The following is a 19,765-nucleotide window of genomic DNA, read 5'->3' as shown; positions in this document are numbered from 1 at the left end:
ACTCTCGCAGACCCCACCGACAACGCCCCCGCCCCACAGACCCTCAACTCGGCCGCAGCGTACGCAACTCCCCCCGGCCCACCGGACCCTCCTCCCGCACCCCGGACCCCCGCAACCCGAACGACGTGAACGCCGTACGCCGCGGCAGCCGGTACACCTCCTCACCCGCCAACGCGTTCAGGATCACCGCACTCCGGTACGCCGCCAGACCCAGATCCGGCGCCCCCACCCCGTGCGAATGCCGCTCCGCGTTCTGCACGAACACCCCACCCGACACCGGCCCGTCCCACACCAGCCGGTACTCCGCATCCACCACCGGACGCCCCGCCGCGTCCCGCCGCAGATACGGATCAAGCCCCGCCAGCAACCCGTCCACCGGACGCTCCCGGTACCCCGTCGCCAGCACCACCGCATCCGTCACCAGACGGCTCCGCTCACCCTGCTCCGCATGCTCCAGATGCAACTCCACCCGCGCACCACCCATACGCCCCGCCGTCCGCACCGCCACCCCCGGCGTCAGCACCGCATCCGGCCAGGCACCGTTCAACGACCGGTGATACAGCTCGTCATGGATCGCCCCCAGCGTCTCGTGATCCACCGCCTTGTGCAGCTGCCCCTGCCGCCGCAGCAACCCGTCCCGCACCCCCTCCGGCAGACCGTGGAAATACCGCGTGTAATCCGGAGTGAAATGCTCCAGCCCCAACTTGCTGTACTCCATCGGCGCGAACGCCGGCGACCGCGACAGCCAGTGCAGCCCCTCCCGCCCCGCCGGACGGTGCCGCAGCAGATCCAGGAACACCTCGGCGCCCGACTGCCCCGAACCCACCACCGTCACATGATCAGCGGCCAACAGCCGCTCCCGCCGCTCCAGATACTCCGCCGAGTGCACCACCAGCGCCCCCGCAGCCCCCGACGACTCCACCAACGGACGCAACCGCTCCGGAACATGCGGAGCCGTCCCCACCCCCAGCACCACATTCCGCGCGAACGCCCGCCCCAGCGCCTCCGCCTCACCCCGCTCGTCGAGCTGCGTGAAATCCACCTCGAACGCACCACGATCGGCACACCACCGCACCGCGTCCACCTGATGCCCGAAGTGCAGCCCCGCACCCGCACCCCCCGCACCCGCCGGAGCCGACAACCCCTCACTCACCCACCGGCAGTACGCGTCGTACTCCGCCCGCTCCACATGGAACCGCTCCGCGAAATAGAACGGGAACAACCGGTCCCGCTCCCGCAGAAACCGCAGGAACGACCACGCACTCGCCGGATCCGCCATCGTCACCAGATCCGCCAGGAACGGCACCTGCAAGGTCGCACCCTCGATCAGCAGCCCCGGATGCCACCGGAACGCCCGCCGCTGCTCGTACATCGCCACCCGCAGCCCCGGCACCCCGTCCGCCAGCGCCGCCAACGACAGATTGAACGGGCCCACCCCCACACCCGCCACGTCCAACAGCCGCTCCCGCTCCTCCGGAACCCGGCCGGCACCCCCCGACCGCTGCCCCGGCAACCCCACCCGCACAGCCGCCTCCTCCCCACCATCCGCACCCGAAGTCCCGGACCCGGCAACCCCGTTCACACCCTCGTCCGCGCCACCCGGGCCCACCGGCTCCTCCGGCTCACCCGCCACTCCCGCGTCCCCGGCCGTCATGAACCAGCACTCCCTTCACCGGCACCGGCACCACAGCCGGCCCCCGACCACGCCCCCGGCCGCGACGGCACCGCCCCGGCCACGAGCTCCAACAACCCCGACAGATCAGCCACCCGCGACCACGGATTCAGCAACGTCGCCTTCAACCACAACCCGCCACCCACCTCCGCCCGCCCCAACGCCGCACTCCCCGAAGCCAGCAACGACCGGCGCACCTGAGCCACCACCCCGGCACCAGCCCCCACCGGACGGAACAACACCGTCGACAACCCCGGCCGCCCGAACAGCTCGAACCGCGCATCCTTCGCCACCAGATCCGCGAACTCCTCCGCCAGACCGCACGTCCGCTCTACCAGCGCGCCCAGCCCCCGCCACCCCAGCGCCCGCAACGTCACCGCCACCTTCACCACGTCAGGACGCCGCGTCGTCCGCAACGAACGCCCCAGCAGATCCGGCAGCCCCGCCTCCGTGTCGTCATCCGCGTTCAAATAGTCCGCACGGTGATCCAACGGCCGCAGCGCCCCGCCCTCCGGCACCACGAACAACCCCGCCGCCACCGGCTGCCACCCCAGCTTGTGCAGATCCAGCGTCACGCTGTCCGCACACTCCACCCCCGCCAACAACCCCCGCAGCCGCTCACTGAACAGCAACGACCCCCCGTACGCCGCGTCCACATGCAGCCGCACCCCGAACCGCCGCACCACCGCCGCCACTTCGGCCAACGGATCCACCGCACCCGTGTCCGTCGTCCCCGCCGTCGCCACCACCAGCACCCGCGGCCCCGCGGCACCCGACTCCGGCACCAGCTCCGACAGCACCCGCTCCAGCGCCGACGCCTCCAGCACACCCGCCGGCGACGGCACCACCACCGGCGCCCGCAACCCCAGCAACCACGCCGCCCGGTGCACACTGTGATGCGCGAACTCCCCGCACACCACCCGCACCTCGGGCCCCAGCACCTCACGCGCCAGCAGCACACCCAGCTGATTCGACTCCGTACCCCCCGTCGTCACCAGCGCATCCGGAACCCCGCCCCCCGCACCCGACGACCCACGCCCCGCGAACACCCGGCCCGCCAGCTCCCGGCACGTCACCGCCTCCAACTCCGAAGCCGCAGGCGCCTGATCCCACGAATCCATCGACGGATTCAACGCACTCACCGCCAGATCCGCCGCGGCCGCCACCGCCAACGGCGGACAGTGCAGATGCGCCGCACACAACGGATCAGCCGGATCCGCCGCACCCGCGGCCAGCACCCCCACCAGATCCCGCAACGCCGCCTCGGCCCCCACCCCCCACTCCGGAACCGCAGGACCCACCACACCCCGCACAGCCCGCCGCACCCGCTCCGGCCCCCCGGCCGGCAACGGACCACCCCGCTCCACCGCACCCGAGGCCAACGCCCCCAACACGGCCTCCGTCAACGGCCGCAACGCCGCCGGACCCTCCACACCCCCCGCAGGCAAGCAGGAACCCTCGACGGAGCTGGCGCACATAGAAGAAGCTTTCTCACGAACGGATAAAACGAGTAAGGCTGCCCTCACTCAAGTCCGCCACCCCCCGTCCCGTCACGGCCTCCCCACCACTTCAGCCGAAGGAGGGACCCCAACCCTCAGAACTTCGCGCCCACATGTGCGTCCATCAACGCCACCGAACTCCGCCGCGCCACCGAGAGGTTGTACGCGCCACGCGCCCGCCGCGTCAGCTTCCACTCCACCCCCGCACGGTCCAGCGCGGCGCCGCAGAGCCCCACGATGTCCTCGGAGTTGTTGGTGAAGAAGTACCGCGGATACTCGTACCGCTTCCGCTCACCGGCGACCGTCCGCACCGTCCAGTTGGTGATCCGGCAGCCGTCGGAGTGGATCAACCCGCGCACGAACTCCCACGGGTACTCGTCCACGATCGCCTGCTGCCACGCCTCCAGCGCGATCCGCCGCTCGTGCTTCGGGCCGGGCCCGTGCTGCGGAAACAGGCACGTCCAGTGACAGCTGTACGCGGTGACCGCGACGTACCCCGGCTGCTGCACGCGGCAGACCCGGTTGCCCGGCCGGACGGCCCGCACGGCGCGTTCGCACTGCTCGATCAGCCCCGGGTAGTCGTTCGCGCAGGCGATGCGGAGGGCGCTGGTGCGGGGGCCGCTGCTGATGCAGCCGTCGCCGAGGTAGAGGCCGAGGAGGTACGCGTAGGCGGGGACGTCCTCGGGGAGGCGGGGTGTCCCGTCACAGCGCGGGCAGTCGGCGGGGCGTGAGGGGAGGGGCCGGGACCGCCAGGAGGCGAGCGCCGCGCGGGAGACGCCGCACCGGCGGCTGGCGGAGTTGAGGCTGTGGCCCTGTGCGAGCAGCGCGAGGGCCTTGCGACGGGTGGCGAGGTCGTACATGCCACGAGGGTCGTCGGGGGAGGCCCCGGAGGGGGAGAATCGAAAACGCGTTCACCTTATCGGGTGAACGCATCAGGCTCTGCTTGCAACCTTGGAATCGAAGGGAGAGTGCCCCGGGTCGGACTCGAACCGACACTGTATGGGTTTTGAATCCATCGTCTGCTGCCAATTGGACTACCGGGGCCAACGGATCGAAGGTTTACCACGACCTGCTGTGCGACCACTTTACAACAGGTAGGTAGGCTCGGGGTTCCCACCTGCGCGGAAACGAGGAGCCCAGTGAGCACCGCGGACATCCCCGAGCCCCACCCGTCCGGCGCCGAGAACGGCGCGGGAGCAGCCGGAGCCGATGCTGCCGACGGCGTCGACGCCGTCGCCGAGGAGACGAACACCTCGCACGTGCCTCCGCTGACCACGCGTGTGGTGATCGCGGAGGACGAGGCGCTCATCCGGATGGATCTCAAGGAGATGCTTGAGGAGGAGGGCTACACCGTCGTCGGTGAGGCCGGTGACGGGCAGACGGCCATCGACCTGGCCCGTGAGCACCAGCCCGACCTGTGCATCCTGGACGTCAAGATGCCGGTGATGGACGGGATTTCGGCGGCGGAGCGGATCGCGGCGGAGAGCATCGCGCCGGTGCTGATGCTGACGGCGTTCTCGCAGCGTGAGCTCGTGGAGCGGGCGCGGGACGCGGGGGCGATGGCGTATCTGGTGAAGCCGTTCAGCAAGAGTGACGTGGTGCCGGCGATCGAGATGGCGGTCTCGCGGTTCACGGAGCTGAAGGCGCTGGAGAAGGAGGTCGCGGACCTCGCGCAGCGGCTGGAGACGCGGAAGCTGGTGGACCGGGCGAAGAGTGTGCTGCAGACGCAGTACGGGCTGACGGAGCCGGCGGCGTTCCGGTGGATCCAGAAGACGTCGATGGACCGGCGGCTGTCGATGCAGCAGGTGGCCGAGGCCGTGATCGCCGATGGCGAGGAGCGTAAGCAGCAGCAGAAGTAGTGCGGTAGGGAGTACGGCGAGAGGCGGCGTCCGCGGGTGCGGGCGCCGCCTCTTGGTGTGTGCGGCGGGTGTCAGGCGTCGCGGAGCATGCAGGTGAGGCGGGCGGTGCAGACGCGCTTGCCCGCCTCGTCGGTGATGACGGTCTCGTAGGTGGCGGTGCTGCGGCCCTGGTGGACGGGGGTGGCGGTGCCGGTGATGAGGCCGGAGCGTACGCCGCGGTGGTGGGTGCAGTTGAGGTCGACGCCGACGGCGAGGCGGTGGGGGCCGCCGTGGAGCATGGCGCCGACGGAGCCGAGGGTTTCGGCGAGTACGGCGGAGGCGCCGCCGTGGAGGAGGCCGTAGGGCTGGGTGTTGCCTTCGACGGGGAGGGTGCCGACGACTTTTTCGGGGGCGGCTTCGACGACGTTGAGGCCCATGCGTTCGCCGAGGTGTCCCGCGGAGAAGAGGGTGGGCAGGTCGATGCCGCTGCCGGACCACTGGTCGATGATGTGCTGCGGGAATGTGGTGGTGCTCTGCTCGCCCATGGCTGCGGCTCCGTCGCCCTTGGTCGGTGGGTGCTTGGTGTGTGCACTGTCTTACCAGCCGGGATGCGGGTGGTGGGGGGTCAGGCTCTGGTGATCCGGATCACGACGGATTTGCTGGTGGGGGTGTTGCTGGTGTCGGCGGTGGCGTCGAGGGGGACGAGGACGTTGGTCTCGGGGTAGTAGGCGGCGGCGCAGCCTCGTGCGGTGGGGTAGTGGACGACGCGGAAGCCGGGGGCGGTGCGTTCGGTGCCGTCGTGCCATTCGCTGGTGAGGTCGGCCATGTCGCCGTCGTCCAGGCCGTGTTGGCGGGCGTCGTCGGGGTGGAGGAGGACGACGCGGCGGCCGCCGTGGATGCCGCGGTAGCGGTCGTCGAGGCCGTAGACGGTGGTGTTGTACTGGTCGTGGGAGCGGAGGGTCTGGAGGAGGAGGCGGCCTTCGGGGGCCTGGGGGTATTCGACGGGGGCGGCGGTGAAGTTGGCCTTGCCGGTGGCGGTGGGGAAGGTGCGGTTGTCGCGGGGGGCGTGGGGGAGGGTGAAGCCTCCGGGGTGTGCGGCGCGTTGGTTGTAGTCGTGGAAGCCGGGGACGACGCGGCTGATGCGGTCGCGGATGGTGGCGTAGTCGGCTTCGAACTCTTCCCAGGGTGTGGTGCTGTCCTCGCCGAGGGTGTGCCGGGCGAGGCGGCAGACGATGGCGGGTTCGGAGAGGAGTTCGGGGTGGGCGGGTTCGAGGCGGCCGCGTGAGGCGTGGACCATGCCCATGGAGTCCTCGACGGTGACGAATTGGGGGCCGGTGGCCTGTTCGTCGCGTTCGGTGCGGCCGAGGGTGGGGAGGATGAGCGCGCGGGCGCCGGTGACGCAGTGCGAGCGGTTGAGTTTGGTGGAGACGTGCACGGTGAGCCGGGCGCGGCGCATGGCGTTCTCGGTCACGGTGGTGTCGGGGGAGGCGGCGACGAAGTTGCCGCCCATGGCGAAGAAGACCTTGGCGTCGCCGTCACGGAGGGCGCGGATGGCGCGGACGACGTCGAGGCCGTGGTGGCGTGGTGGTGCGAAGCCGAATTCCTTCTCGAGGGCGTCGAGGAAGGCGGGCGCCGGCCGTTCGTAGATGCCCATGGTGCGGTCGCCCTGGACGTTGCTGTGGCCGCGTACGGGGCAGACGCCGGCGCCGGGGCGGCCGATGGCGCCGCGGAGGAGGAGCAGGTTGACGACTTCGCGGATGGTGGGGACGGAGTGTTTGTGCTGGGTGAGGCCCATGGCCCAGCAGACGACGGGGCGTTCAGCTGCGGTGATGAGCTGGTGTGCCCGGTGGATCTCGTCGCGGGTGAGGCCGGTGGCGCGGAGGGTCTCGTCCCAGTCGAGGGTGCGGGCCGCGGTGGCGAACTCCTCGTATCCGTGGGTGTGTTCGCGGATGAAGTCGTGGTCGAGGGTGTCGGGGTCGTTGACCAGGAGGTGGTTGAGGGCGCGGAAAAGTGCCTGGTCGCCGCCGAGCCGGATCTGGAGGAAGAGGTCGGTGAGGGGGGTGCCGCGGCCGGCGAGGCCGCGGGCGTTCTGGGGGTTCTTGAAGCGTTCGGTGCCGGCTTCGGGGAGGGGGTTGACGGTGATGATGCGGGCGCCGTTGCGTTTGGCTTTTTCGAGGGCGCTGAGCATGCGGGGGTGGTTGGTGCCGGGGTTCTGTCCGGCGACGATGACGAGGTCGGCCTGGTGGAGGTCGTCGAGGAGGACGCTGCCCTTGCCGACGCCGAGGGTTTCGGTGAGGGCTTCGCCGGAGGACTCGTGGCACATGTTGGAGCAGTCGGGGAGGTTGTTGGTGCCGAGTTCGCGGGCGAAGAGCTGGTAGAGGAAGGCGGCTTCGTTGCTGGTGCGTCCGGAGGTGTAGAAGACGGCTTCGTCGGGGGTGTCGAGGGCGCGGAGTTCTCCGGCGACGATGTCGAAGGCGGTTTCCCAGCTGACGGGTTCGTAGTGGGTGGCGTCTTCGGCGAGGTACATGGGCCGGGTGAGGCGGCCTTGCTGTCCGAGCCAGTAGCCGGAGCGTTCGGCGAGGGTGGTGACGGGGTGTTCGGCGAAGAAGGCGGGGGTGACGCGGCGGAGGGTGGCTTCTTCGGCGACGGCTTTGGCGCCGTTCTCGCAGAATTCGGCGGTGTGCCGTTTGTCCGGTTCGGGCCAGGCGCAGCCGGGGCAGTCGAAGCCGTCCTTCTGGTTGACCCGGAGCAGGGTGAGCGCGGTGCGTTTGGCGCCCATCTGCTGGTGGGCCATGCGCAGGGAGTTGGTGACGGCCTTGGGGCCGGCGGCGGAGTGCTGCGGGGGTGTGACCTCGGGGGTGTCCTGGGCCGGGTCGTGAGCGGGCGGCTTACTCATGGTGCCGATGGTGCCACGGTCGGCGTGGGCGGCACAGGTGCTGGTCACGGGCGGTCGGAGCGGGTTGTCGGTGGCGCGTGGGAGTATCGGGGGCGTGGCTAAGACGGCATCCCATGACACCCGATCCCCCGACTCGGCATCCTCGGATTCCGGGAACGTTCCCCGTTTGCTCCTGATGGACGGGCATTCGCTCGCTTATCGGGCTTTCTTCGCCTTGCCGGCGGAGAATTTCTCGACGACGACGGGCCAGACGACGAACGCGGTCTACGGCTTCGCGTCGATGCTGGCGAACACGTTGCGTGATGAGGCGCCGACGCATTTCGCGGTGGCGTTCGATGTTTCGCGGAAGACGTGGCGGTCGGAGGAGTTCGCGGAGTACAAGGCGAACCGGTCGAAGACGCCGGACGAGTTCAAGGGTCAGGTCGCGCTGATCGGTGAGCTGCTGGACGCGATGCGGGTGCGTCGTTTCGCGGTGGACGGTTTCGAGGCGGACGACGTGATCGCGACGTTGGCGACGCGTGCGGAGGCCGAGGGTTTCGAGGTCTCGATCGTCACGGGTGACCGGGACGCGTTCCAGTTGGTGTCGGACCGGGTGACGGTGCTGTATCCGACGAAGGGCGTCTCGGAGCTGACGCGTTTCACTCCTGAGAAGGTGCAGGAGAAGTACGGTCTGTCGCCGGCGCAGTATCCGGATTACGCGGCGTTGCGGGGCGATCCTTCGGACAATCTGCCGGGTATTCCGGGGGTGGGGGAGAAGACGGCCGCGAAGTGGATCAACCAGTTCGGTTCGTTCGCCGAGTTGGTGGAGCGGGTCGACGAGGTGAAGGGCAAGGCGGGGCAGAATCTCCGTGATCATCTGGAGTCGGTGCAGCTGAACCGTCGGCTCACGGAGATGGTGCGGGACGTGGAACTGCCCTGCGGCCCGGACGACTTGGCGCGTGCCCCGTACGACCAGGAGGAGCTGCGGGGGGTGCTGGACACGCTGGAGTTCCGGCATCAGAACTTCCGGGACCGGCTGTTCGCGGTCGATCCGGGCGGCGCCGAGGAGGAGCAGGCGCCGGCGGAGGGCGTTTCCGTCGACGGCACGGTGCTGACGGCGGGGGAGCTGGCCCCGTGGCTGGAGGAGCACCGCGGGAGCATGCTCGGGCTGGCGACGGTGGACGAGTGGAAGCTGGGCGCGGGCGGGGTCTCGCAGGTGGCGCTGGCGACGGCGGCCGGTCCGGCGGTGTGGTTCGATCCGTCGCAGCTGGACGAGGCGGACGAGCGGGCCTTCGCGGCCTGGGCCGCGGACGCGGAGCGGCTGAAGGTCGTGCACGACGCCAAGGGCATCATGCGGGTGTTCGCGGAGCACGGCTGGAGCGTCGAGGGTGTCTCGATGGACACGGCGCTGGCGGCGTATCTGGACAAGCCGGGGCGTCGTTCGTTCGCGCTGGACGCGCTGTCGGTGGAGTATCTGGGCCGTGAGCTGGGCCCGGCGGCCGAGGCGAGCGGCCAGTTGGCGCTGGGTGTGGAGGAGCACGCCGAGGCGGACGCGCTGATGGTGAAGGCGCGTACGGTGCTGGATCTCGGGGTGATGTTCGAGGAGCGGCTGGCGCAGGTCGGTGCGGCGGAGCTGCTGCGGGAGCTGGAGCTGCCGACGTCGGCGCTGCTGGCGCGGATGGAGCGGGCGGGGATCGCCGCGGACCGCGAGTGGCTGCAGGGTCTGGAGCAGCAGTTCGCCGACGCCGCGCAGCAGGCGGTGAAGGAGGCGCACGCGGCGGTGGGTCACGAGTTCAATCTCGGCTCGCCGAAGCAGCTGCAGGAGGTCCTCTTCGGCGAGCTGGGGCTGCCGAAGACGAAGAAGACGAAGACGGGCTGGACGACGGACGCGGATGCGCTGGCCTGGCTGGCGCAGCAGACGGAGCATGAGCTTCCGGTGCTGATGCTGCGGTACCGGGAGCAGCAGAAGCTGCGGACGACGGTCGAGGGTCTGATCAAGACGATCGCGGCGGACGGCCGTATCCACACCTCGTTCTCGCAGACGGTCGCGGCGACGGGCCGGCTGTCCTCGACGGAGCCCAATCTGCAGAACGTGCCGGTGCGGACGGACGAGGGCCGGGCGATCCGGCGTGGTTTCCGGGTCGGCGGCGCGTACGAGTCGCTGATGACGGCGGACTACAGCCAGATCGAACTGCGGGTGATGGCGCATCTGTCGGAGGACGAGGGCCTGATCGAGGCGTTCACCTCGGGCGAGGATCTGCACACCACGGTCGCCTCCCAGGTGTTCGGGGTGGCTCCGGCCGAGGTCGATCCGGAGATGCGCCGCAAGATCAAGGCGATGAGCTACGGGCTGGCGTACGGGCTGTCGGCGTTCGGTCTGTCGCAGCAGCTGGATGTGCCGCCGGACGAGGCGCGCAGGCTGATGGACACCTTCTTCGAGCGGTTCGGCGGGGTGCGGGACTATCTGCATCACGTGGTGGAGGAGGCCCGTGCCATCGGCTACACCCAGACGATCATGGGCCGTCGCCGGTATCTGCCGGATCTCAACAGCGACAACCGGCAGCGCCGTGAGATGGCGGAGCGGATGGCGTTGAACGCCCCGATCCAGGGCACGGCGGCGGACATCGTGAAGGTCGCCATGCTGCGGGTCGACGAGGCGCTGCGGGCCGAGGAGCTGCGTTCGCGGCTGCTGCTCCAGGTGCACGACGAGATCGTGCTGGAGGTCGCGTCCGGCGAACGGGACGCGGTGGAGGAGCTGGTGCGCCGGGAGATGGCCGGCGCGGTCGAACTGCGGGCCCCGCTGGACGTGTCGGTGGGTCACGGCGGCGACTGGGAGTCGGCCGCGCACTGACGCGGGTGCGCGGCGGTTCGTCCGCCGCGCGTGCGGTTTTCCGCCCCGTCCGGCCAACTGCCGGGCGGGGCGGAGCTGTTGGCGGTCCCGGCGTGGGCTGCGGAAGGGGGTGTGCACAGTGCCTTCGAGGGCAGCCGAAGGGGCGTCCGGTATGCCCTGGGAGCACTGACTATTGGCCTGCACGTGCCGTAGGGTCACCGGTGTTGGCATCCGGAGGGGAGAGGACGGGTCTGACCCATGGCGCGTTACCGGGGCAAGCACGCGGCGGCGAAGAGCGTCGAGGGGGCGGGCGGCGGCGGTGGCCTCCGCGCCACCGGGACGCTCCGCAGAGGGGTGACGAGCGCGGCCGTGGTCGCGGTGGCGCTGGCCGCGCTGACCGCGTCGCAGGCCCCGGGGGCCGACGTCGACGTGCGGCGGGGTGCCGAGCGGGGCCCGGCCTCGGGCGACGGTCCGCCCGGCGACGGCTCGTACCACACCGAACTCCCGCCGCTGGACTCCCCGGAGCCGCAGCCGGGCTCGGGCGACCGCGACCCGTCGGCCGGGCTGCCCGGCGCCGGAAAGGCGGAGGCCGGCGTTCCGGCGACGTTGCTCGCCGCGTACAAGAAGGCCGCCGCCGCGCTGGAGCGGGAGTCGCCGGGGTGCGGCCTGCGCTGGGAACTCCTCGCCGCCATCGGCAAGGTGGAGTCCGGGCAGGCGCGTGGCGGCGCCGTCGACGGGGAGGGCACCACGCTCCGGCCGATCCTCGGCCCGGTGCTCAACGGCGCGGGCTTCGCGCGGATCACCGACACCGACGGCGGGGTGTGGGACGGCGACACCACCTTCGACCGCGCGGTCGGCCCGATGCAGTTCATACCGTCGACCTGGGCGCGCTGGGGTGCCGACGGCAACGCCGACGGCCGCCGCGACCCGGGCAACATCCACGACGCGGCGCTCGCCGCCGGCCGCTACCTGTGCGCCGGCGGCCGCGACCTGTCCTCCCGGGCCGGCCTGGACCAGGCGATCCTCAGCTACAACAACTCCCGCGCCTACCTGCGGACGGTCCTGGCCTGGTACGAGTTCTACCGCGAGGGCACCCACGAAGTCCCCGACGGCCGCGGCCCGTTGCCCACCTCCCCGGGCGCCGGCATCGAGGAACGTGCCGGTTCGGATTCCGGTTCGGGTTCCGGTTCGGGTTCGGGCGGCTCCGACGGTTCCGGCCCGGGCGGCTCCGACGGCGGCAAGGGCAGTGACAAGGACGGCGGCAAGGACGGCGGCGACCACACCGACGGCGACGGAAGCGGCGACGGAACCGGCACCGGCGACAACACCGGCGGCGCCGGCAGCGACGACGGCCAGAGCGGCGGCACCGACGGCGGCACCGGCGACGGAACCGACGGCGGCTCCTCGTCCCCCGACCCCGCCCCCGACGCCCCCGACCCCGCGGCCCCCACGAGCCTCCGGCCCGTCGGCGAGCGGGAGTTGACGGCCACCACGGGCGAGACCTTCCCCGAGCCCGCGCGGGTCCGGGCCGAGACGGCGAAGGGCAAGCCCGCGCCGGACGCCGACGTCCGGTACGAGATCGTCGGCGAGACCGGTGCGCGCTTCCCCTGGGGCGCGAAGAAGGTCACCGTCGCGACCGACGACGACGGCACCGCCACCGCACCCGAACTCCGCGCCGGTGACGAGCCGGGAACGTTCACCCTGCGCGCCACCGTCGTCGAGGGGAAGACGGCCGAACCGGCCGAGGACGCGCCGGCCACCGAGTTCCGGGCGACGGTGGAGGAGGCGCCCGAGCAGCGCGCCGACACCCTGGCCCGCGCCGAGGACGAGCCGCTCACGGCCGAGCCCGACGACGCCTTCGCCGAACGGCTGCGGTTCACCGCCACGCAGGACGGGGAGCCGGTGGCCGAGGCCCCCGTCTCGGCCCGTCTGATCGCCGACAAGGCGGACGCGGAGACGCATGACGAGGGCGGCGACGGCCCGCAGGCCGAGGAGAACGACAAGGGCCCGCACTTCACCGACTGGCTCGGCCGCCCCGTCCGTACCCTGACCGAACTGCGCACGGACGCCGACGGCGGGCTGACCCTGCCCCGCATCCACACGGACGGCCACGAGGGCACGTTCACCCTGCTGCTCGCCACCGCCGACGGCGCCCGGCTGACCGTCGACCTCACGGTACGCAACCCCTGACCGGGACCAACGCCCGTCCACAGACGGGCAGTTGACGCGGCGCGTACGAGGGCCGGTGCGGAATCCCCGCACCGGCCCTCGTGCGTGTGCCCGTCTCCCGCCCCGGAGTCACGGGCCCCGGGCCGCGCGCAACGGTGTTCTCATCTGTGCCCCCCGTTGCTACGGTGCCCCGGCCTGACGCCCTATCAGATTTCTCCTGGGAGGTGCCGCGCATGCGTGCCCTCGTCGCCGCCGGAGCCGGTCTGGCCGCCGCCCTCGCCCTCGTCTTCGCGATCACGGCCGTCGGCGTGCCGCCCGGCGAGACCTCGCCGCGACCGCTGCACACCACCGTCCCCAAGCACCCGTAGCCCGCAGCCCCCGAGCCCGAAGCCCCGAGCCCGAAGCAGGAGGAGGGCCCCGCCATGCGTCGTACCGCCGCGCGCCGTACCGATCCGCGTCCCGCCCGTCGCGGCATGCGCCGCAGGGCGAGCCTGATCCTGCTCGCCTTCGCCGTCTTCTTCACCGCGCTCGCCCCGCTGATGCGCTGGTACGCCTTCCCGCGACTGGCGAAGATCCCGCCCAGCCAGTACCAGGCGGTCGTGATGGAGGCGAAGGACGCCACACTCCTCGACTACGCCACCATGCGGCCGAAGAAGGCCGACAAGGTCAGCATCGTGCAGACCCTGAAGGGCAACGTGGAGGAGGCCGAGAAGGTCCGCGAGCGCACCGGCCGGGACGTCGTCGTCTGGGACACCCTCAGCTATGTCGCCGACGAGGACGGCAAGATGGTCTCCCGCATCCCCGAGCGGTACATCTTCGACGCCCACACCCAGGACCCGGTCAACGCACCGGGGGAGCACGTCGACGGCGACCCCGTACGCCGCGAGGGCATCGAGTACAAGTGGCCCTTCCTGACGGAGAAGCGGGACTACGAGTACTTCGACTTCCAGACCCGCACCTCCGCGCCCATCCACTACAAGGGCACCCGCACCTTCCGCGGGCTGGAGGTGTACTACTTCGAGCAGACCATCCCCTGGACGAAGGTGAAGGTCCCCAAGAAGCTGCCCATGGGCGCCACCCCCGAGATCGTGAAACAGGCCGGGATGGAGCGCTGGTACAGCACCAAGCGGATGTTCTGGGTCGACCCGACGACCGGCGCGCCCGTCAACGGCGAGGAGCTGCACAAGGAGGAGATGCGCTGGACGGGGAACCCGGACAAGGAACCCCTCACCGCCTTCGCCGGGCACGTGAAGATGCGGCCCGACTTCCTCGCCGACACCGTCGAAATGGTCAGCGCCCAGCGGCAGTTGGTGCTGCTCCTCACCACCTACCTGCCCTGGGGATTCCTCGGCCTCGGCGCCGGAGCGCTGACCCTCTCCCTCGTCCTGGAGGCCCGCGGCCGCAGGCCGGACGAGCCCGGCCCCGCACCCGAACCCGCCCCGGAACCGGCCCACGTCTGACCCCGGGCGGGCCCGCGCCTCAGTCGCGCCGCGCGCGGGCCGCGCCCGCGGTGGTGCGGCGGGTCGGTTCGGCCGTCGCCGGGTCCTCGGGCCAGGGGTGCTTGGGGTAGCGGCCCCGCAGCTCGGCGCGCACCGACCGGTAGCCGTCCCGCCAGAACGAGGCCAGATCCGCCGTCACCGCCGCCGGACGCCCGGCGGGGGAGAGCAGATGGACGAGCAGCGGCACCCGGCCACCGGCGATCCGCGGGGTCTCGGCCCAGCCGAAGAGCTCCTGGAGCTTCACCGCGAGCACCGGCTGACCGTCCCCGTACTCGACCCGGATCCGCGAGCCGGAGGGCACCTCGATCCGCTCCGGCGCGAGTTCGTCGAGCCGCGCCGCCTCCCCGCTCGCCCACGGCAGCAGCCCGCCCAGGATCTGGCCCGCCTCGACGCGGCCCAAGTCGGCGCGGGTACGCACCCGGTCGAGCCAGCCGTCACCGGCCCGCGCCAGCAGCGCCTCGTCGGACACCTCGGGCCAGGGCGCGCCCAGTTCGCGGTGCAGGAAGGCCAGCCGCCGGCGCAGGGAGACGGCGGACTCCGGCCACTTCAGCTGCGCGAGCCCCTCGCGCCGCAGCCCGTCGAGCAGGGCCGCGCGCAGCGCCTCCGGCTCCGGATCGGCGACCCGCCGCCCGGACAGCTCGACGGCGCCGAGGGTCTCCACCTCCCGGGCCACGACGTCGCCGCGCTCCGCGTCCCAGCGCACCTCCTCGTGCACCCCGTGCAGCGCACCGGCGGCGCCCCGCGCGGTCTCGTCGTCGACGGCCGCGGCCAGCCGGATCCGGGCCGAGGCCGAGCCCGCGGGCCGGTCCGCGACCGCGACGGCCAGCCAGGGCGCACCCCGCAGCCCCGAACCGGAACCGAGCCCGGCCCGCGTCCCGGACACCATCAGGTACGCGCCCTCCTCCCGGACCCGCCCGATCCGCTCCGGGTACGCGAGCGCCAGCACCGTCCCGACGGCCTGCGCGTCCTCAGCGCCGTCCCCGCCGGAAGCAGGCGTCCCGTCCGGTACGGCGCGGCGCAGCCGGCGCACCTCGGTGCGCCAGCGCGCCCCGTACGCGTCCCGCCCGCGACGGGCAGCGCGCAGCGCCTCGACCGCGTCGTCCCCGTACTCCCGCGGCGGCTCGTCGCTCAGCAGCGCCACGACCTCGGCCGCCCGCTCCGCGCCCACCCGCTCGGCACCGTCCAGCAGCGCGCGGGCCAGGCGCGGGTGCACACCCATCCGCGCCATCCGCGTACCGCGCGCCGTCGGACGCCCCGACGCGTCCACCGCGCCGACCGCGAGCAGCGTCTCCCGCGCCGCGGCCAGCGCGCCCCGCGGCGGCGCGTCCAGCAGGGCCAGGTCCGCCGCGTCCGGATCGCCCCAGCAGGCGGCCTGGAGCGCGAAGGACGTCAGGTCCGCGACGGTGATCTCCGGCGACGGCCAGCGCGGCCGCGACACGTCCTCGGCCTCCGCCCAGCACCGGTAGACCGTGCCGGGCGCCTCGCGCCCCGCCCGCCCCTGCCGCTGCCCGGCCGCGGCGGCCGACACCCGCACCGTCGTCAGCGAGCCCAGCCCCCGCGCGTGATCCCGGCGCGGCTCCCGCGCGAGCCCCGCGTCCACGACGGTCCGCACGCCCGGCACCGTCAGGCTCGACTCGGCGACCGACGTCGCCAGGATCACCCGCCGCCCGGGCCCCGGATTCCCGCGCAGCACCGCGTCCTGCACCCGCGCCGGCGCCCTGCCGTGCAGCTGGAGCACCTCCGCCGGAGCGCCGTCGAGCAGCCCCGCCACCCGCGCGATCTCCCCGGTCCCGGGCAGGAAGCACAGCACGTCCCTGTCCCCGGTCTCGTCCAGCGCCTGCCGCACCGTCGCCGCGACGTGCCGCAGCAGCGCCGGATCGACCCGCATCCCGTGCGGCGGCCGCACCGCGCGCGGCGGCGGCACGTGCCGCACCGCCACCGGGTACGCCTCCCCGCCGCCCCGCACCACCGGCGCGGGGCCCGCCCCGTCGTGGCCGCCCAGCAGCCGCGCCCAGGCGGCGCTGTCCTGCGTCGCCGAGGCGGCCAGCAGCCGCAGGTCGGGACGGAGCGTGGCGAGGACGTCGGTGAGGAAGGCGAGCGCGGTGTCCGCGTCCAGGTGCCGCTCGTGGCACTCGTCCATCAGCACCACGTCGGTGCCGGGCAGCTCCTGGTCCCGCTGCAACCGTTGCAGCAGCACCCCGGTGGTGACCACCTCGACCCGGGTACGCGGCCCCACCCGCCGCTCACCCCGCACCGTGAACCCGACGCGCTCCCCGGCCCGTTCACCGAGCAGCCACGCCATCCGCTCCGCCGCCGACCTGGCCGCCATCCGCCGCGGCTCGGCCACCAGCACCCGCGCGGGCGCGGCCCCGTCGTCCAGCAGCCCGGCCAGCGCGAGCGGGACGAGCGTCGTCTTTCCCGTACCGGGCGGCGCGTGCAGCACGGCCGTGCCCCGCTCGTCGAGCGCCGTACGCAGCGCGGGCAGCGCGGCGGCGACGGGCAGCGCGGCGAGCGCGTCCCGGGAGGCGGAGTCCGGCACCCGCCTCAGTCCCGTTCGCACACGAAGACGGCGGTGCCGGGGATCAGCTTCCCCCGCAGCGGCGACCAGCCGCCCCACTCCTGCCGGTTGTGGTCGGGCCACTCCGGCTCGACCAGGTCCAGCAGCCGGAACCCGGAGGCCACCACGTCCCGCACCCGGTCACCCACCGTGCGGTGGTGCTCCACGTACACCGCCGCCCCCGACTCGTCCTGCTCCACGTACGGGGTGCGGTCGAAGTACGAGGCGGAGACGGTCAGCCCCTCGGGCCCCGGCTCGTCGGGCAGGGCCCAGCGGAAGGGGTGCGTCACGGAGAACACCCAGCGCCCGCCGGGCCGCAGCACCCGCCGCACCTCGCTCATCACCCGCACCGGGTCCGCGACGAAGGGCAGCGCGCCGTAGGCGGAACAGGCCAGGTCGAAGGAGCCGTCCGCGAACGGCAGCAGCCGCGCGTCCGCCTCCACCAGCGGAAACGTGAGATCCCCGCCGCGCCCGTCGCCGATCCGCAGCGCGTGCTGGAGCTGCCGGTGCGAGAGGTCGACGGCGACCGGCCGCGCCCCCTGCTCGGCCAGCCAGCGCGAGCACTGCGCCGCACCCGCGCCGATCTCCAGCACGTCACGCGCGGCCAGCGCGGACGCGGGGCCGAGCAGCCGCGCCTCCTCCTCGTCGAGGCCCTCGGGGCACCAGACGAAGCGCGCGTCCCCGAGGAACGCGCCGTGCTCGCTCTGGTACTCGTCGGCGTTCCGGTCCCACCAGCCGCGGTTCGCCCGGCTGCTCTCGGCCCCGCCGGCCCGCCGCCGCACGGCCTCCGGCTCGCTCTCGCCGCCGGGGACGGAGGAAACGGAGGACGGGGCCGAGCCGGGGCCGGTGGCCGCCTGTTCTGCTGTCATTGCTGTGTACCTGCCGGACGTGTCGGGGCGGTGCGCTGCCGTACGCCCGCCCGTCACGGAATCCGGGGCCGCGCGCCGTTCCGGGCGGCGGGCTGCCGTACCCTCTTCGGCCTCGGCTTTTGTGCTCCGCGACCCCTCGCGGTGCCGCCTCCCGGCGTGTGTGACGCAGCGGGTTGTGCCGGGTATGGGACGTTCGATCCCAGGTGTGCTCTTTCGTGCATTGACCATGCCCAGCAGCCCCCGTATGCTACAAGTTGCGCTGCGGGCTTGCGGGCTTCAGACAGAGCAGGCCGCGCTCGCAACTGTTGTTTGTCCCCTCGGGTTTGTGGCTTTCTGGGCCGTCTCCGGCTGACTTGCAGTGGTGCGAAAAGGGCTCTCGGCGCAGCAGTACCTACGACTTCATGTCCGTACCGGAGACCTTTCACCACATGACGAGCAGCACCGAGACCACCGCCACCACTCCGCAGGTTGCGGTTAACGACATCGGTTCCGAGGAAGCCTTCCTCGCCGCGATCGACGAGACGATCAAGTACTTCAACGACGGCGACATCGTCGACGGCGTCATCGTGAAGGTCGACCGGGACGAGGTCCTGCTCGACATCGGTTACAAGACCGAAGGTGTCATCCCTTCCCGAGAGCTGTCGATCAAGCACGACGTCGACCCCAACGAGGTCGTCGCCGTCGGTGACGAGATTGAGGCCCTCGTCCTTCAGAAGGAGGACAAGGAAGGCCGCCTGATCCTCTCGAAGAAGCGCGCCCAGTACGAGCGTGCCTGGGGCACCATCGAGAAGATCAAGGAAGAGGACGGCATCGTCACCGGTACCGTCATCGAGGTCGTCAAGGGTGGTCTCATCCTCGACATCGGCCTCCGTGGCTTCCTGCCGGCCTCCCTCGTCGAGATGCGCCGCGTCCGCGACCTGCAGCCGTACGTCGGCAAGGAGCTCGAGGCGAAGATCATCGAGCTCGACAAGAACCGCAACAACGTGGTTCTGTCCCGCCGCGCCTGGCTGGAGCAGACCCAGAGCGAGGTCCGTCAGACCTTCCTCACCACCCTCCAGAAGGGCCAGGTGCGCTCCGGCGTCGTCTCCTCCATCGTCAACTTCGGTGCCTTCGTGGACCTGGGTGGCGTGGACGGACTCGTGCACGTCTCCGAGCTGTCCTGGAAGCACATCGACCACCCCTCCGAGGTCGTCGAGGTCGGCCAGGAGGTCACGGTCGAGGTCCTGGACGTCGACATGGACCGCGAGCGCGTCTCCCTGTCGCTCAAGGCGACCCAGGAAGACCCGTGGCAGCAGTTCGCCCGGACGCACCAGATCGGCCAGGTCGTTCCCGGCAAGGTCACCAAGCTGGTTCCGTTCGGTGCGTTCGTCCGCGTCGACGAGGGCATCGAGGGCCTGGTCCACATCTCCGAGCTGGCCGAGCGCCACGTGGAGATCCCGGAGCAGGTCGTCCAGGTCAACGACGAGATCTTCGTCAAGGTCATCGACATCGACCTCGAGCGTCGCCGCATCAGCCTCTCGCTGAAGCAGGCCAACGAGGCCTTCGGTGCCGACCCGACGGCCGTCGACTTCGACCCGACGCTGTACGGCATGGCCGCCTCGTACGACGACCAGGGCAACTACATCTACCCCGAGGGCTTCGACCCCGAGGCCAACGACTGGCTGGAGGGGTACGAGAAGCAGCGCGAGGAGTGGGAGCGCCAGTACGCCGAGGCGCAGGCCCGCTTCGAGCAGCACCAGGCGCAGGTCATCAAGTCCCGCGAGGCCGACGAGCAGGCCGCTGCCGAGGGTGCCGCCACCGGCGGCCAGGGTCAGCAGCAGCAGGGCGGTGGCCAGCAGGGTGGCAACGGCGGCGGCGGTTCGTACTCCTCGGAGTCGGCCGATGACGCCGGTGCGCTCGCCTCGGACGAGGCCCTGGCGGCCCTCCGCGAGAAGCTCGCGGGCGGCCAGAGCTGACG

At 72.0% G+C, this 19,765-nt stretch carries 13 protein-coding genes and 1 tRNA gene; 6 read left to right on the top strand and 8 right to left on the bottom strand.

Annotated features, from left to right (window positions below; translation table 11 throughout):
• Positions 1 to 43 precede the first annotated feature (43 nt).
• The 4 genes from HCC30_RS09760 to HCC30_RS09745 form a co-directional block, all read right to left on the bottom strand.
• Positions 44 to 1,456: a SidA/IucD/PvdA family monooxygenase gene (locus HCC30_RS09760; protein ID WP_240979451.1), complete on the bottom strand. Its 1,413-nt coding sequence runs from the start codon at positions 1,454 to 1,456 to the stop codon at positions 44 to 46.
• 194 nt (positions 1,457 to 1,650) lie between these two features.
• Entirely contained in the window at positions 1,651 to 3,150 is a 1,500-nt protein-coding gene (locus tag HCC30_RS09755) for an aminotransferase class V-fold PLP-dependent enzyme (protein WP_169442024.1), read from the bottom strand.
• 116 nt (positions 3,151 to 3,266) lie between these two features.
• Positions 3,267 to 4,031: a helix-turn-helix domain containing protein gene (locus HCC30_RS09750; RefSeq protein ID WP_169442023.1), complete on the bottom strand. Its 765-nt coding sequence runs from the start codon at positions 4,029 to 4,031 to the stop codon at positions 3,267 to 3,269.
• Positions 4,032 to 4,140: 109 nt separating this feature from the next.
• A tRNA-Leu gene (locus HCC30_RS09745) sits at positions 4,141 to 4,215 on the bottom strand.
• Positions 4,216 to 4,430: 215 nt separating this feature from the next.
• On the opposite strand from HCC30_RS09745, the gene HCC30_RS09740 reads away from it, so the two are divergent.
• Positions 4,431 to 5,030 (top strand): response regulator, encoded by a 600-nt coding sequence (locus tag HCC30_RS09740; RefSeq protein WP_169442249.1) that lies wholly within the window; start codon positions 4,431 to 4,433, stop codon positions 5,028 to 5,030.
• 71 nt (positions 5,031 to 5,101) lie between these two features.
• Here the strand turns inward: HCC30_RS09740 and HCC30_RS09735 are convergent, their stop codons facing one another.
• Together HCC30_RS09735 and HCC30_RS09730 are read right to left on the bottom strand one after the other, a co-directional pair.
• Positions 5,102 to 5,554 (bottom strand): PaaI family thioesterase, encoded by a 453-nt coding sequence (locus tag HCC30_RS09735; RefSeq protein WP_169442022.1) that lies wholly within the window; start codon positions 5,552 to 5,554, stop codon positions 5,102 to 5,104.
• 80 nt (positions 5,555 to 5,634) lie between these two features.
• Positions 5,635 to 7,905 carry an FdhF/YdeP family oxidoreductase gene (locus tag HCC30_RS09730; RefSeq protein WP_169442021.1) on the bottom strand — a complete coding sequence of 757 codons (2,271 nt, stop codon included), beginning with the start codon at positions 7,903 to 7,905 and terminating at the stop codon, positions 5,635 to 5,637.
• 175 nt (positions 7,906 to 8,080) lie between these two features.
• Here HCC30_RS09730 and polA point away from each other — a divergent pair, with 175 nt between their 5' ends.
• The 4 genes from polA to HCC30_RS09710 all read left to right on the top strand — a co-directional run bounded on the left by polA (position 8,081) and on the right by HCC30_RS09710 (position 14,343).
• Positions 8,081 to 10,735: a DNA polymerase I gene (gene polA / locus HCC30_RS09725; protein ID WP_240979450.1), complete on the top strand. Its 2,655-nt coding sequence runs from the start codon at positions 8,081 to 8,083 to the stop codon at positions 10,733 to 10,735.
• Between the two features lie 237 nt (positions 10,736 to 10,972).
• Positions 10,973 to 12,904, top strand: a complete 1,932-nt coding sequence (locus HCC30_RS09720) for a lytic transglycosylase domain-containing protein (protein ID WP_169442019.1) — start codon at positions 10,973 to 10,975, stop codon at positions 12,902 to 12,904.
• Between the two features lie 212 nt (positions 12,905 to 13,116).
• Positions 13,117 to 13,251 (top strand): SPW_0924 family protein, encoded by a 135-nt coding sequence (locus tag HCC30_RS09715; protein WP_169442018.1) that lies wholly within the window; start codon positions 13,117 to 13,119, stop codon positions 13,249 to 13,251.
• A 105-nt stretch (positions 13,252 to 13,356) separates the two neighbouring features.
• On the top strand, positions 13,357 to 14,343 hold the full coding sequence (locus HCC30_RS09710) for a DUF3068 domain-containing protein (RefSeq protein WP_169442248.1): 987 nt from the start codon (positions 13,357 to 13,359) through the stop codon (positions 14,341 to 14,343).
• A 19-nt stretch (positions 14,344 to 14,362) separates the two neighbouring features.
• On the opposite strand, the gene hrpB is transcribed toward HCC30_RS09710, so the two are convergent.
• Both hrpB and HCC30_RS09700 read right to left on the bottom strand, forming a co-directional pair.
• Positions 14,363 to 16,921 carry an ATP-dependent helicase HrpB gene (gene hrpB, locus HCC30_RS09705; RefSeq protein WP_346776562.1) on the bottom strand — a complete coding sequence of 853 codons (2,559 nt, stop codon included), beginning with the start codon at positions 16,919 to 16,921 and terminating at the stop codon, positions 14,363 to 14,365.
• A gap of 5 nt (positions 16,922 to 16,926) precedes the next feature.
• A complete protein-coding gene (locus tag HCC30_RS09700; protein WP_169442016.1) occupies positions 16,927 to 17,808 on the bottom strand; it encodes a class I SAM-dependent methyltransferase in 882 nt (293 codons plus the stop codon).
• 428 nt (positions 17,809 to 18,236) lie between these two features.
• Here HCC30_RS09700 and rpsA point away from each other — a divergent pair, with 428 nt between their 5' ends.
• A complete protein-coding gene (rpsA, locus tag HCC30_RS09695; RefSeq protein ID WP_169442015.1) occupies positions 18,237 to 19,763 on the top strand; it encodes a 30S ribosomal protein S1 in 1,527 nt (508 codons plus the stop codon).
• Positions 19,764 to 19,765: the final 2 nt, after the last annotated feature.

Source organism: Streptomyces sp. HNM0574 (genome assembly GCF_012726235.1).
GTDB lineage: Bacteria > Actinomycetota > Actinomycetes > Streptomycetales > Streptomycetaceae > Streptomyces.
Note: the sequence above shows the minus strand (reverse complement) of the source record. Positions and strands in the feature narration are given on the sequence as shown.

Bases quoted from the DNA above. Each gene is read 5' to 3' on its own strand.
- HCC30_RS09755 (WP_169442024.1), bottom strand. From the start codon at position 3,150: ATGTGCGCCAGCTCCGTCGAGGGTTCCTGCTTGCCTGCGGGGGGTGTG.
- HCC30_RS09750 (WP_169442023.1), bottom strand. From the start codon at position 4,031: ATGTACGACCTCGCCACCCGTCGCAAGGCCCTCGCGCTGCTCGCACAG.
- HCC30_RS09735 (WP_169442022.1), bottom strand. From the start codon at position 5,554: ATGGGCGAGCAGAGCACCACCACATTCCCGCAGCACATCATCGACCAG.
- HCC30_RS09730 (WP_169442021.1), bottom strand. From the start codon at position 7,905: ATGAGTAAGCCGCCCGCTCACGACCCGGCCCAGGACACCCCCGAGGTC.
- polA (WP_240979450.1), top strand. From the start codon at position 8,081: ATGGACGGGCATTCGCTCGCTTATCGGGCTTTCTTCGCCTTGCCGGCG.
- HCC30_RS09720 (WP_169442019.1), top strand. From the start codon at position 10,973: ATGGCGCGTTACCGGGGCAAGCACGCGGCGGCGAAGAGCGTCGAGGGG.
- HCC30_RS09715 (WP_169442018.1), top strand. From the start codon at position 13,117: ATGCGTGCCCTCGTCGCCGCCGGAGCCGGTCTGGCCGCCGCCCTCGCC.
- HCC30_RS09710 (WP_169442248.1), top strand. From the start codon at position 13,357: ATGCGCCGCAGGGCGAGCCTGATCCTGCTCGCCTTCGCCGTCTTCTTC.
- HCC30_RS09700 (WP_169442016.1), bottom strand. From the start codon at position 17,808: ATGACAGCAGAACAGGCGGCCACCGGCCCCGGCTCGGCCCCGTCCTCC.
- rpsA (WP_169442015.1), top strand. From the start codon at position 18,237: ATGACGAGCAGCACCGAGACCACCGCCACCACTCCGCAGGTTGCGGTT.